We start from the raw sequence: 13,694 nt of genomic DNA, 5'->3' as shown, positions 1-13,694 counted from the left end.
GACTTTAACTTAATACGACGTTCTCAAAAAAGCTCCTAAATTTTGTTGTTGTTGACTTTTTCTTTGTATTACTTTATCCCGCACTCACGAAAACGAACTGGTAGAATCTCCTCACTTAAAATTCTTAGTACTCGATGAATTGCATACCTATCGAGGACGCCAGGGTGCAGATGTTGCTATTCTGATTCGCAAACTCCGCCAACGCTGTGGTAAAAACCTTTTGTGCATCGGAACGAGTGCAACGATGTCTAGTGAAGGTTCTCGCGAACAACGCCGTCAGGTTGTGGCAAATGTTGCTAGCAAATTATTCGGCGTGGAAATCAAAGCTAGTAATGTCATTGACGAAACCTTACAACGTTCTATCCAACGTCTAGAGCCTTCCGTAGAAGAACTCCGTCAAAGCATCCAAGCTGGTTTACCTCCAGAGTCTGCACAAACTTTGGAAAACTTTAAACAGCATCCCCTCAGCCACTGGATAGAAATGAATTTTGGGTTAAAGGAAGAAGTCATAGACGGATTACCAGATGTCAAGGATAAACCCTCTGCTACATCCACTGACAAAATTATTCCTTTTCCTACAAAATCTGCTTATAAAGAAGCCAAAGTTGCTTCAACTACAGGGACATACAAAACATCCTCTAAAAAATCTGTTAATTATGTCCGCCGTCAACCTATCACTCTTCAGGAAGGTGCGGAAAGACTAGCGCAAGTTTGTAGTCCTTCAGGTTCACTGGATGAAGATGCACTCAAGCGGGACTCCCAACAGTGTTTAACAGTCCTCCAACAAATGTTTCTTTGGGGAAGCAAAACAAAGGGGCTGGCTTTTCGCCTACACCAATTTATTTCCCAAGGCGGTAGCGTTTACGCCACTATTGAAAGTCGGTGCGATCGCTTTCTCACCCTAGAAGGACAGTATACAACCACGGAAAACCGCCTGCTTTATCCTCTAGTCTTTTGTCGGGAATGCGGACAGGACTACTATGTCGTGCGCTACGATGCAGACAAAGAGATGATTTTGCCACAATTACCCACCGCCTTAGATATCAATCCCGATGATGCAGATATTACCGAAGGTTATCTCACCCTAGATGAACCAGAACTTTGGGATAAAAACGATGAGGATAGACTCCCCGATTCTTGGTTTAAAGAAACCAAAAAGCTGGGGCGTGTTGTCAAACCAGAATACGCAAAGCACCTTCCTCTCAAATTGCAAGTTCTACCGGATGGTAAAGTCACCTCTTCTGTTTTACAAGGTACGACTTGCTGGTTTATCCCCAAACCATTTCTGTTTTGTTTGCATTGCGGTGTCGTGTATGATAAAAAACGCAAAGACTTTACCAAACTCTCTCGCCTCAGCAGTGAAGGACGTAGTACCGCCACCACTTTGCTTTGTCTTTCCACCGTTAGTCGCCTCAAGCAAGTTTTTACAGACAATAACGCCAAAGCTGCCAAAATTCTCAGTTTTACCGATAACCGTCAGGATGCTTCATTACAAGCGGGACATTTCAATGATTTTGTGCAAACCAGTTTCTTACGGGCGGCGTTAAATAGTGCTATTCAAGAAAATCAAGACTTGACTCACAAAGGGCTTGCATCGGAAGTTGTTAAACAAATGGGTTTATCCCAAATAGATTATGCAACTCAAAGCGCTGAATTTGGTATTGGTAAACGGAGAAATGAGGAAGCTTTTAGCAATTTGATTGAATATCGATTGTATGAAGCTCTCCGTCGTGGATGGCGAATTGTTCAACCAAATTTAGAACAATGCGGTTTGTTAACTATAGAATACAGTACCTTAAGGGAAAGCTGTGCCAATACTAAGCTTTGGTAAAAATATCGCCATCCTATCTTACTCCAAGCCTCTCCCAAACAAAGATATTTTGTCGCCAAAACCTTTCTCGACCACTTGCGGAAACAATTAGCGATCGATGCTGCTATTCTACAACCAGATGGTATAGAAAACCTAAAAAAAGAAGTAGCTCAAGCCTTGAAAGAGCCTTGGAAAATAGATAATTTTGAGTATTTGCATCAAGCAACTTGGGCAATTCTGGGCAATTCCGATAAGAAAATTCAATTCAGAAGTGCGGTTAAACTCACATTTCGGAGTGAAATCGGGCGCTTTCTTCGTTTCAATCGGGCGTGGGATTGGTTGCAAAAACCTTTATCTGAATTAGAATATAACGAACTGATTAACGCTTTAGTGAATGCTTTGGTAGATGCAGGTTACTTATACAAAAAAGGAGAAGAAGTTCAACTCAAAATTAACTCAATGGTTTGGAAAGCGACTCAATACAGTGAAATTCCTCCCGATCCTTTAACTTCACGTCGTTTGCACGGTGATGAAAGAAATATTTCTGTCAACCAATTTTTTCAAAGCTTTTACCAAACTAACGCCCATCAAATCAAAGCAATGGAAGGGCGAGAACATACCGGACAGGTAAAAAACGAAAACCGTCAGGAACGGGAAGACAAATTTCGGAAGGGAGAATTATCCGCTTTGTTTTGTTCGCCTACAATGGAATTGGGGATCGATATTTCTGACTTGAGTGTAGTTCACTTGCGGAACGTTCCCCCTAGTCCTGCAAATTACGCCCAAAGAAGCGGTCGTGCGGGAAGAAGCGGACAGGAAGCTTTAGTTATTACTTATGCTTCTATTGGTAGCGGTCACGACCAGTACTTTTTTAAACGCCAAAATCAAATGGTGGCTGGAGTTGTTACTCCGCCTAAACTCGAATTGGCTAATCAGGATTTAATCGAGTCTCATGTGTATTCAATATGGCTAGCACATACGGGTTTATACTTGGGCGATTCGATGAATCAAATTCTGGAACTCGATTCTCCTGGCTATCCCTTGAAGGAAGATGTATCTCAGAAACTGAGTATGCGTCCAGAGAAACTGGCAAAGTGTTTGGACGCTACAAAATTGATTTTATCTGATGTTTTCTGTCAAGATGACTTGAAAAAAGCTTCTTGGTATTCGGATAATTGGTTACATTGTACCCTGGAAAATGCATTTCATGCTTTTGACCGAGCTTGCTATCGCTGGCGTCGGCTTTACAAAGATGCAGTCGAACAGTTACAAGATGCCCGTAACATTATAGACCGTTGTGCTAGAGGATATGCAACTCATGAAGAACGAGATATTGCTCGGGCTCAAGAAAAGGAAGCACTGAGGCAAAGAAACTTACTTGTAGGACAAGTGAAGGGGAAAAGCAATAGTGAGTTTGAATTCTATCCCTACCGTTACTTTGCTGCTGAGGGCTTTTTGCCAGGGTTTAACTTCCCCCGTTTACCAGTTCGAGCATTTATTCCTACAGAAGAAGGTGGTGAATTTATATCGCGGCTCCGTACAGTGGCTCTCAGAGAATTTGCTCCTAGTAATATTGTTTACTATGAAGGCAGTAAATTTATGGTTCATAAAACCAAAATTTCTGTGAGTGGAATTAATTATCAACGGGTTCATGTCTGCTTTAAATGCGGTTATTTTCACCCTGGGGAAGAAAGCGATCGCGATACCTGTTCTAACTGCAATGTCCGTCTCACAGACAGTCACAATAATAAAGCTTTACTGACCCATTTACTAGAAATGGAAACAGCCTTCACTCGTCGTCTCGATCGCATTACCTGTGATGAAGAAGAGCGGCTAAAATACGGTTACAACATCACAACTCATTTCCGCTACGATAACCAAAAACGGATATCAGCCACCGTACAAACCGCCAATGGTACAGAATTATTACGTATCACCTATGGTGCGACAGCGAATGTATGGCACATCAATCGCGGATTAAATAAGAAAAAAAGTGAAGAACGAGGATTTAAACTCGATATTGCTACGGGAATTTGGGGCGATCCTAAAAATGACCAACCCACTGACAGCTTGCATACTGAAATTAACTTAATGGTGAGCAATACTTGTAATATTCTGGTTATCGAACCATTAAGTATTCCGACGGAGAACAATGAAGCTTTTATTGCTACCTTCCAATATACCTTGGAAACAGCAATCCAAGCCGTCTACAAATTAGAATCAGATGAACTTGATTCTGAAAGGCTAGGAGATAGCAAGTACTTACTTTTCTGGGAAGCAGCTGAAGGAGGTGCAGGCGTTCTTTCACAGCTGCTAGAACAACCAAACGCTTTTGCGAAAATAGCTGATGCGGCTTTAGATATCTGCCATTTTAAAGACGCAAAAGACAGTTGTATCCAAGCTTGCTATGAATGTTTGCTTTCTTACCGCAATCAGTTTGACCATGCATTGATAAACCGTCACTCAATTCAACCATTGCTCGAACAACTGCTTGATAGTACTGTTGTGTGTGAAGAGCGGGGAACAACTCGTTGCGATCGCTATCAACAATTGCTGCGACAAACAGACCCAAATTCTGATTTTGAGCGAGCGGTGTTACAAGAGATTTATCAACGGGGATATAAACTTCCAGATACAGCACAGAAATTGATTCCAGAAGCTAACTGTAAACCAGATTTTTTATATGAATTAGATGCGGTTGCTATTTTCTGTGATGGTTCAGCCCACGACCATCCCGACCAGAAAAAGAAAGACCGTATTGAGCGAAACAATCTCAAGTACAATACCAAGTACCGTGTCTTGACTCTCCGGTATGATGAAGATTGGCAAGCTTTGTTAGAAGATTTGTCCCATCTTGCTTAAGTGCAATATATCAAATAATTAAGGAACCGCAGATGAACGCAGACGAACGCAGATAAATCTGTAATTGATTCAAGTGAGAACTGCTATAAGCTATATATTGATGCCGAACAACTCAATTACAACCTGCTACTTTGATATAGCATATAGTGACTCAAGGTCATTATCGTCAAAACTTTCTAAGGTATGTCTATAAAAAAATCGGCATGGCTTTAAAAGCCATCCACCAACAGTACGTTCAAAGATGCGGTAGTAGTCTGGAAGATAAACCTCTGTTGTATTCATCTGCTATACTCCAAATTAACAGCATTAATCCCCAATGGGGTCTTGGGGGTTCTAGCTATTTCTAACTAGCGTTGTTCGGCGGCTCGTCTTTCAACTTTCTTAGCAACGAACTTACAAAAACTCGCCAATTCGAGTACAAAGATATAGACTATAAATTATGATCGATACTATTCCTGCCGAAAATGTAACACTAGAGCAACTCCGAGAATTATTTGGATTAGAGTTAGTTGAAGATAACTTGTTTCCCGAATGGCAAACAGAGTTACCCGAATTAACCGACCAAGAAAAAGAGTTACTCAACCAAGTCAAAGCTGGGTATATAAATTTACGGAATTATCCACCATTTCTAGAAAACACTGTAAATACAGTAGTGCTTTCACCACTATTATTTATTGGTAAATTTTATTTGCCACCATTTCATATAAAATTAGAAAAATCTATTGATGTTGAAACAGAGGATAGAGAGACTAAAGTTAAAGGACGAATAGACGTATTACTTTTGAACGATAAGCTTTGGGTTACAGTGATTGAATCAAAACAGGTTGCTTATTCAGTGGAAGCAGGACTCGACCAGTTATTAGTATATATGCTGGCTGCACCCCACAATGAAGTTTACGGAATGGTGACATCTGGTGGAAGTTTTATGTTTGTGAAGTTGATAAAAGGTAAAATACCTAAGTATATAACTTCAGACATTTTTGATATTCGTAATCGCGGTAATGAACTATATGATGTCTTGAAAATTCTGAAAAAAATAAGTCAAATGACTCAATAATGAGGAAAAATCGCTTTTGGAGATGCAAACGAGGACAATTGAACTACATTCGGCGAGGGGGTCAGCAAAACCCGGAAAAACTGATTTTCTCGTTGACCCCCTCGCTCAGCCTCCCAGCAAGGGTTTCAGCGTTTTTTTGCCTCCGTTTCAAGCGGAAAATTGCTCTTGTGTCAGACCCCCTCGCAAATGGCGTCTGGACATCAGACTGGGTAAGGGTTTAAAATCGAGGGCTTGCGCTCTTGAGAAAGAATCTAGACTCATTGACACATGAAAAGTAGGGGAAGTGTATCCTCTGGCGTTTCAACACTTGCGCTCTTGAGAAAGAATCTAGACTCATTGACACTCGAAGTTTATCTAATTGTTCAGTATTTCCTTCAGCTTGCGCTCTTGAGAAAGAATCTAGACTCATTGACACTATAATCTTTAATAGCATTGTTAGCCGCCCAATCTGAAGTACTTGCGCTCTTGAGAAAGAATCTAGACTCATTGACTTGATCCCAAATTATTTGACTTTGGCAGAGATTGTACTTGCGCTCTTGAGAAAGAATCTAGACTCATTGACTTTCCTCGTAGTTGAGAAGCCCTTCTTTCTGTTGTAGAACTTGCGCTCTTGAGAAAGAATCTAGACTCATTGACCGATTAATTTCTACCCACCAATTAAGCCTAGATGCACTACTACGTGTTTAGGTAATCGAATGGTACTCCCTGGGAGTCTTAGCAAAGCGATCGCATCTAAATCAAAAACGTGAAATCAGTAGAGTTATTTACAGGTGCTGGAGGTTTAGCGATAGGAACAGCCATTGCTGGCTTCCATCACTTGGCACTCGTCGAACGGGATAAACATAGCTGTCACACTATCCGGGAAAATCAACAAGGAAGGTGTCCGGTAGAGGAACGGTAATAACCACATTTATTGCTCGCTAATATGGCGCTGTTCAGTTGTGTGCAATACATAAAAATGAAGAGGCGCTGTTTGAAACGTCTCTACATTGTTATATTCAGGCAATGGAGGAAACGAAACACGCGGGTTCAATTTGTCATTCGCACGAAAAAGTATTTACATTTGGGAATTTTGGTTTACCAATAGAAATTAAAGGAGTTGCATAATAAAAAATATAAAAAATAAGTATCAAAATAAAGATAAAATACTATGAAATTACATTTTTAATTCTTCTTACGGAAATTAAATTCAATGACACGATTTATCCACGACCAATTCTCAAAAGACTATCTTGAAAAACTTCTTAAACCTTATGGAAATGTGGAAGTACCCAAGCGTGTGGCGGGAGAAGTAAGACAAATTGATGTATTCTTTGCTCCTTTAGCACAGCAGGATACTAGTTTAGAAATACTGGAACTGTTAGGAAAATTTGCTGCAACACCGGCTATTTTTGAACCATTTCGTAATGCGGCTGACGAAGAGGAAATTTGTGATTGTTTATTGAAACTACTGGAAGTTAGAGGTGAACTAAAGCGGGAAGCCAAAAGAAACGAAACTTCGTTCCTCAAGTCATCTATTCCAAATTTATGGGTTCTTACACCTACTGCATCTCCAAAACTGTTATCTGAATTAAGTGCAAAAGGTGTAGATTGGGTGCGTGGAGTTTACTTTATGGCAAAGACCTTGCGAACAGCCATAGTTGCTATTCATCAGTTACCAAAAACTCCAGACACTTTGTGGTTGAGGATACTTGGTCGAGGAAAAGTACAAAGTCAGGCAATTGATGAGTTAGAATCACTACCATCAAACATCCCGGAACGCAAAGCAGCGTTAGAATTGTTGTACACCTTGCAAAGTAACTTATCAGTAGCTCAAAACCCGGAACAAGAGGATAGGAAATTGCTTATGAGATTAGCACCACTATATCAACAAGATAGAGAACAAGCTGTACGAGAAGGAGAACAGCGTCTAATTATACGTCAGTTCACTCGCCGTTTTGGTGAGATTGATGCATCATTAACTGAAAAAGTTCGAGAATTATCAATTGAGCAACTAGAGGCATTAGCAGAAGCATTCGTAGATTTCTCAGATATAACTGATTTAGAATCTTGGTTAACAAACCACCAAGGATAAAGGAATCAGTCAACTTGGTGAAAAGCAAGGATGATTTGGGTTTTCAACAATAAAAGTTAAATACCATTTCATCCTGTTTAACGACCGATATATAGCGTTTCCTAACTGATATCTTGTACCTCCCTTGTAGGAGAGAACGGTGGGCTTTAGCTCTACCTACGAAATGATCAGCTTTTTAGGCTAAGCTTTTCGATTGGGAGATTGTGGTGCAAGATGTAAGCTAACCTACTGAGGTACAAACATATCCGCGCCCTTGGGTGCGTTCATCTGCGGTTCATTCTTTCTTAAAAAACTTCACAAAAGGTAGAAATTGCCATAAAAAATTCTCAACTTCTCCCTTTTTAGCAAGGATTTAAGGTCTACTAGCCTGACTTACTTACAAACAAACTTAAAAGGAATTACATAATGTACAAAAAAGCATATGGCATCATTGAAACACTAGCACCACTGCACGTAGGTGCAACAGCCGGAGAAGAAAGCGGAAACTTAAACCTCATATTCCGCGACCAATTTACCCAAACAGGTATAATACCAGGGAGTTCCCTACGCGGTAGAATGCGATCGCGAAGCGCAAGCTGTACTCAGCTTATCGCAAATACGCCTCGAGCAGGGAGAAAACGAAGCAAACTACTGGTATGGAAATGCAGCCGACTCCGAACAGTCAGAAATCAATCGATAAACTTGTTGATTTTTTCAATCTTCATAGTATTAGTTTAGATAGCGATCGCGATTTTGAAATACCACAAGCCACTCAACGTATTGTAGATAGTCTTGACTTAATTAGCTTTTTCTTCACTCAACAAAATTATATACAAGGTATAACCCTGCTTGCGGCGGCTCAAAAAACCTTTTTAAAGGTAGCTATTTTATCAAAGATAGCATTAATTAACGAAACTATCTCCTTAAGTGGCACTACTTATAAAGTATCAGAGCTAGTGGAATGGGTTCCTCTTGGCTTATTTTTAAGTGATAAAGTGAGTTCTGAGAGTTTAGCTTCCAAAAGAAATATTTTACAAAAATTAAAATTTCCAATTGAAAGAGTTAAGCTTGAAAATAATGATGATTTTCAAGTCACTAGTAAGAACTTTGCGTTATTAGCTTGGTTACAAAAGCTAGAATCTAGTTTTAAAAAGTGGTACTTATTGCAGTTCTCTTGTAATAAAAGAAACAGTGATAACGACCTCCGCAACCAATATATGCATAATTTGAGAGGTATGGAAGATAATGATGTCGTTGAATATTTATTAGGATATAGCAATAATCAAACTTCTTATGTTATGGAAGCTTATAATCTTCACGTGAAGCAACCATTTTTAGATGCCATGACTCTTTTGAATCTTCCCTATAAAAGAGAGAATTTGAAGAAAAAACTCCAAAAAATAGCTGATTCTCTTGTTTAGGAATTTCCCTGAAAAATAGCAGTTCTAAATCATTTGCGAACAGTTAGAGCCCCGACTTCTCAAAGAAGTTAGGGATCTGGAAATCATGAATTTTTACAAATCAGATAGGATTGCTATAAATTCTCCATCTTGTGGTACAGGCGTCCTCTCCCGTACATTCTAAACGGCGGACAAATAATCTGGCAATCAACACAATGACAAAAGCGGGCGATGGGACTCGAACCCACGACGTTCACCTTGGGAAGGTGACATTCTACCACTGAATTACACCCGCAAATGATTGCGCGACCGCTTGAATTTTCTGTTATTGTAGCACAGTTTTTCAATTTTAGCTATGAGGTGGTAAATAAATTTACAATCTCTTAGCGTTCGCAACTCATTTCCAATCAAAACACATGATATCTAATAGTTTCTACTAGCCAAGCAATGATAAAATTTTAGAGCATAATCTATGCCTGAACCTATTTCTCTAATTTCTAGTGCTGATATTAAACAAGAGGAATTTATTCATTTTTTACAGAAAGCTGGAGCAGTGTTACATCCTGATGGTTTGTATGATGGATGTTTATCTAAGGGGAATATTCATGTTTGGATTGCTTTAGATAATAGTGAGCTAAAAAACTTTGATGCTGATAAAATTAACTTAATTACGCAACAACTTAATGGTATTCCACAAACTCACATTCTACTTGATGTCAGTAAAAAACTAGGTATTGAACAATTAGCGTTTGAGTTTGCCCATAAGTTTGTAGAACGATGGAACTGTATTATTTACGACTCAAACCAAAAAGTTTACTCAAGACAGGAATTATTAGAATTATACCGAACTGCTTCTTGACATGGCAATTGTGTCGCACTGAGGAACGCAAGATTTCCAAAAGATGCAGGCGATCGCGACTATTCACGGAATTGAATTTTTCGCAGTCTCCATCAACAACATAATACGATCGAGAGCCTTTGGTATTCTACGCGATCGCACTCAGTAAGAGACTTCTACCCGAACTAGCTAAATTTTTTAGTAATAATTGCTATCACCTCAGCTTCTTCTAGAGTCATGACTCCGTCCATTTGAGCGATTCTATTACATTGAGCTAAGAGCGGTAGTTTTGTAGTCTTGCCACTAACTCAGTTATAATATAATAGCGAAAATTACATAGCTAAGTTGGTTTACTCCCGAACCGTCAGCTATATTACCATTACACGTAGGTAGGGCTAAAGCCCACCCTGCAAAGAGCGGTAATTTTAGAGCGGAAAGGGAGGAACAAAATGAGAGATAGAAATGGATTTTACTTCTGAACTTCAGCAAGAGGTTGAACAATGGGCTAAATCTCTCGGTTTATCAACCGAGCAGTTTGTTGTTCAAGCGGTGTCTGAAAAGTTATCTATGCTTAAGCAACAGCGAAAAAATCGTGCAATTGAGCCGCTCAAAACAGATGCTTTGACTTCACGTTCTGAGCATCCAAGATTATACCGCAAACATGGTGTTTTAGTGATTGAAACTGGACAGTTAAATGAGTTTGATATCAATGCATTTATTAGTGAGATGAGAGAGGAAAGAATTCAAGAACAGATAGGGAAAATGCGTCTGTGAAAGTTTTGTACGATACGTCTGTATTAATTGCTGCATTATTAGTCAATCATCCAAACCATTGTCTCGCATTTCCTAAACTTGAGATGGCACAACGTCAGGAAGTTCATGGGTATGTGTCAACTCATACCTTGGCTGAATTGTACTCTGTAATGACTCGTCTGCCAGAACCTCTGCGAGTTTCTCCAGATGAGGCTCTTTCAGTGATTGCCGATCTGGTTAAGTATATTGAAGCAGTTCCCCTGCAGGCTGAAGATTACCAGGCGGCGATTACTCAAATGGCAGTGCTCAAACTTTCAGGGGGTGGTGTATTTGATGCATTGATTGCTCAAGCGGCTGTGAAGGCAAATGTTGATTGTCTTTTGACATTGAATCCAAAAGATTTTATTCGATTGGGAGAGGCAATTGCAGCATTAGTGCAAGTGCCTGAATAACGATGAATTGATTCATTATTATATTAAGTTATACTGAACTGCTTCTTAACATGGCAATTGTGTCGCACTGAAGAACGCAAGATTTCCAAAAGATGCAGGCGATCGCGACTATTCACGGAATTGAATTTTTCGCGATCTCCATCAACAACATAATACGATCGAGAGCCTTTGGTATTCTACGCGATCTTAGTAAGTAATAGACTTCTACCCAAACTAGCTAAATTTTTTAGTAATAATTGCTATCACCTCAGCTTCTTCTAGAGTCATGACTCCGTCCATTTAAGCGATTCTATGACATTTACCTGCTATGTGTTTTACTAGGTGGATGCTTTAAAGCGAGACTATTTGACTCACGTGACCTGCTACGATTTGCCAACGGTTTTGGCGTTGTAACCAGACGCGAGTGAAGCGATAGGGTTCTGAGAATGCTTGACCGTTAAGGGTTCCAGCAAGTTCTGCTTTGAGGGTGACTACGATGCAATCCTTGCTGTAAGGATGGATTTGGCGATCGCTAATCTCCACCTTTGTGAATCGAAAGATTCCAGTCCGGTGTGCTTCGAGATCGTACTGCTTGTTACCCACAAAACCTGTATGCATCGTCCAAACTAGGTCATCAGCAATCAGTTCATCTAGCACAGCGACATCACTACTAAGCATCGCTTGCTGTAATTTTTCTTCCAAGGTTTCGATTGTTGTCTTTTCCATAATGGCATCGCAATTAGGGTCAGCGATCGCCTGAAATACATCAGTACTGGCAACAGGTCTATTCATTTTCCAAAATATTTAAGTGAATGCTTAATTATTTATAGTATAGATAAGCTTTCACTTAACTGTCAAGGGCAAATATAGCATTTCCTACTCGGTTGAGGTACAAATTGCTCCGCGTCCGTCTGCGTCGAGGGTGCGGTTAATTCTTTCTTCTCAATGTCAACCCTTTCAATACGAACAAATGGACTATATTATTACCATATTCATATACAAAAAACAAAAAACTTACGATAATGCTACTTCCACCAAAATTACAAAATTTGCCTAATAATCTACTAATTAAAGGAGCATTTCGTATCGAATTAGTTGAAGGGATTCCCATTTTTCGGGCTTCTAGCACAGTTCAAAATCGGATTTAAGAATTATTAATAAAACAAAAAAATTTGACCTTTATGAAGAAATTGACGATTATCTCAGCTTTATCAATCGAACTGTTCGTAATGCTTTTTTAACACAAACGAGTCTCTAATTTTTCAAGAGTGTAATTAGTATTCGTGGTGCAGACAAACTTATCGGACTGCATCCCCCAACAGATGACCCAATTCTAGTAGAAAATCAAAAGATTAATTATAGTAATCCTAGTTAAATTGCGAGAAAACACGTAGGAATCTTGTCCAAGTTCAATGTAAAATTTAATTTATCCTTAGCCATTAGAAATCGTGGCTATACAGATGAAACCTGCCTCCACAGGTGATTTAACAAAGTCCACGTAGGTGGACTTTGCTTGTATAGTCGCGAATTCTATTCGCCCTAGCTATAAACATTGCAAAAAATCCCAAATAAATTCCAGCATAAATAAGAGCTTTACTACTAGAGATTTGCTATAACCGTTAAGAAGTGTTAATTTTAGCAGTCAATAGCGCGTGCTTTAAATTTGAGCAGTCATATTATGGTACAAAACTACCAATTTCGAGAACAAGAAGCCAGTTTGCAAAATCTAAATGGCTACAATCCAAGAGTGTTTCCAGCTTTCCACCAAACTGTTCGCAGCCATTTCCCTGGAACTTTGCCGTTAGAAAGCTATATGAGCAAGACTTATGAGTGCTTGAGTTCCCATGGCTTCGTGGATGAAAACACAATGGGAATGGTGGCTATATGTCGTGATGAGATTGCAGATCCACTCTTTGATGCAGTTGTTAAATACTGGGGTAAAACATTCAACTGTTGCAGCTTAGCAGGGTTTGTCACAATGGGCAAAACGGGTTTAGCAGCAGCAACAGATCATACTCCCATCTTTGACGGTTTGCGTCGTTTCACTTTTTATGCGATGCCTCATATTGCTATTTCTCGGTATGGCGAGATTGGGAAAGTCTATCGTCAAGGTCTGGACAAACCTTCTCATGCTTGCGGTGCATTGGAAGCTATTGTCAAAGAACTTGAATTAGGATGTCTCAATCTAGAAACTGATATGCAAGATATCGAGCAAAGCATTGTTCGGCAGAAAATTATTTCTACCCTCCAATATGGAGCTAAACCCGATTTAGTTGAGATTACAAAGTTAGCTTGTCAGATTATTTCTAAAGATTTAGAAAAACTTTTGAGGACTTTAAACTCTTCCGTATTCAATTATGCTGTTATGACGGGTATTCAGATCCACGGACCTTTAGAGACACAATGGGTATACCCTCAAAACTTTTATGTTATTGGATCTGAGGGTAAAAAAGTTATTGATTTATTGTAGCTTTAAGGTCGGGGATCTGA

The 13,694-nt window shown here is 39.5% G+C and carries 11 protein-coding genes, 1 tRNA gene, 1 pseudogene and 1 CRISPR repeat array; of the genes and pseudogenes, 11 read left to right on the top strand and 2 right to left on the bottom strand.

Going from position 1 to position 13,694, the window contains the following annotated elements; genetic code table 11:
* The first annotated feature begins 139 nt into the window (after nucleotides 1-139).
* From ACKTT2_RS07910 to ACKTT2_RS07880, 7 genes and pseudogenes are all read left to right on the top strand, one after another.
* Entirely contained in the window at nucleotides 140-1,831 is a 1,692-nt protein-coding gene (locus ACKTT2_RS07910) for a DEAD/DEAH box helicase family protein (protein ID WP_407885410.1), read from the top strand.
* Between the two features lie 75 nt (nucleotides 1,832-1,906).
* Nucleotides 1,907-4,672, top strand: a complete 2,766-nt coding sequence (locus ACKTT2_RS07905; RefSeq protein WP_407885409.1) for a DUF1998 domain-containing protein — start codon at nucleotides 1,907-1,909, stop codon at nucleotides 4,670-4,672.
* 439 nt (nucleotides 4,673-5,111) lie between these two features.
* Nucleotides 5,112-5,729 carry a restriction endonuclease subunit R gene (locus tag ACKTT2_RS07900; RefSeq protein WP_407885408.1) on the top strand — a complete coding sequence of 206 codons (618 nt, stop codon included), beginning with the start codon at nucleotides 5,112-5,114 and terminating at the stop codon, nucleotides 5,727-5,729.
* Between the two features lie 230 nt (nucleotides 5,730-5,959).
* A CRISPR array of direct repeats spans nucleotides 5,960-6,365; the repeat unit is 35 nt; unit sequence CTTGCGCTCTTGAGAAAGAATCTAGACTCATTGAC.
* A 109-nt stretch (nucleotides 6,366-6,474) separates the two neighbouring features.
* A complete protein-coding gene (locus ACKTT2_RS07895; protein ID WP_407885407.1) occupies nucleotides 6,475-6,630 on the top strand; it encodes a DNA cytosine methyltransferase in 156 nt (51 codons plus the stop codon).
* 291 nt (nucleotides 6,631-6,921) lie between these two features.
* Entirely contained in the window at nucleotides 6,922-7,803 is an 882-nt protein-coding gene (locus tag ACKTT2_RS07890; RefSeq protein WP_407885406.1) for a DUF4351 domain-containing protein, read from the top strand.
* Nucleotides 7,804-8,208: 405 nt separating this feature from the next.
* A pseudogene (locus ACKTT2_RS07885) lies at nucleotides 8,209-8,476 on the top strand (RAMP superfamily CRISPR-associated protein); the annotation flags it as partial.
* Nucleotides 8,439-9,203: a hypothetical protein gene (locus tag ACKTT2_RS07880; protein WP_407885405.1), complete on the top strand. Its 765-nt coding sequence runs from the start codon at nucleotides 8,439-8,441 to the stop codon at nucleotides 9,201-9,203. The pseudogene ACKTT2_RS07885 and the gene ACKTT2_RS07880, both read left to right, overlap by 38 nt.
* A 202-nt stretch (nucleotides 9,204-9,405) precedes the next feature.
* On the opposite strand, the gene ACKTT2_RS07875 is transcribed toward ACKTT2_RS07880, so the two are convergent.
* Nucleotides 9,406-9,477: transfer RNA gene (locus tag ACKTT2_RS07875), tRNA-Gly, on the bottom strand.
* 177 nt (nucleotides 9,478-9,654) lie between these two features.
* Here ACKTT2_RS07875 and ACKTT2_RS07870 point away from each other — a divergent pair.
* The 3 genes from ACKTT2_RS07870 to ACKTT2_RS07860 all read left to right on the top strand — a co-directional run bounded on the left by ACKTT2_RS07870 (nucleotide 9,655) and on the right by ACKTT2_RS07860 (nucleotide 11,225).
* Nucleotides 9,655-10,041: a hypothetical protein gene (locus ACKTT2_RS07870; protein WP_407885404.1), complete on the top strand. Its 387-nt coding sequence runs from the start codon at nucleotides 9,655-9,657 to the stop codon at nucleotides 10,039-10,041.
* Between the two features lie 441 nt (nucleotides 10,042-10,482).
* Entirely contained in the window at nucleotides 10,483-10,794 is a 312-nt protein-coding gene (locus tag ACKTT2_RS07865) for a hypothetical protein (protein WP_407885403.1), read from the top strand.
* The gene (locus ACKTT2_RS07860) at nucleotides 10,791-11,225 is read left to right on the top strand and encodes a type II toxin-antitoxin system VapC family toxin (protein WP_407885402.1); all 435 of its coding nucleotides are present in this window, start codon (nucleotides 10,791-10,793) and stop codon (nucleotides 11,223-11,225) included. The genes ACKTT2_RS07865 and ACKTT2_RS07860 overlap by 4 nt, the downstream gene beginning before the upstream one ends.
* A gap of 330 nt (nucleotides 11,226-11,555) precedes the next feature.
* Here the strand turns inward: ACKTT2_RS07860 and ACKTT2_RS07855 are convergent, their stop codons facing one another.
* Nucleotides 11,556-11,996, bottom strand: a complete 441-nt coding sequence (locus ACKTT2_RS07855) for a nuclear transport factor 2 family protein (RefSeq protein WP_407885401.1) — start codon at nucleotides 11,994-11,996, stop codon at nucleotides 11,556-11,558.
* An 886-nt stretch (nucleotides 11,997-12,882) separates the two neighbouring features.
* Here ACKTT2_RS07855 and ACKTT2_RS07850 point away from each other — a divergent pair.
* Nucleotides 12,883-13,674, top strand: coding sequence for an LCIB family protein (locus ACKTT2_RS07850; protein ID WP_407885400.1), 792 nt, complete (start codon nucleotides 12,883-12,885; stop codon nucleotides 13,672-13,674).
* Nucleotides 13,675-13,694: the final 20 nt, after the last annotated feature.

The sequence above is a fragment of the Scytonema hankhaensis NUACC26 genome (assembly GCF_045865695.1).
GTDB lineage: Bacteria > Cyanobacteriota > Cyanobacteriia > Cyanobacteriales > Nostocaceae > Scytonema.
This window is presented reverse-complemented; position numbering and strand designations above follow the sequence as displayed.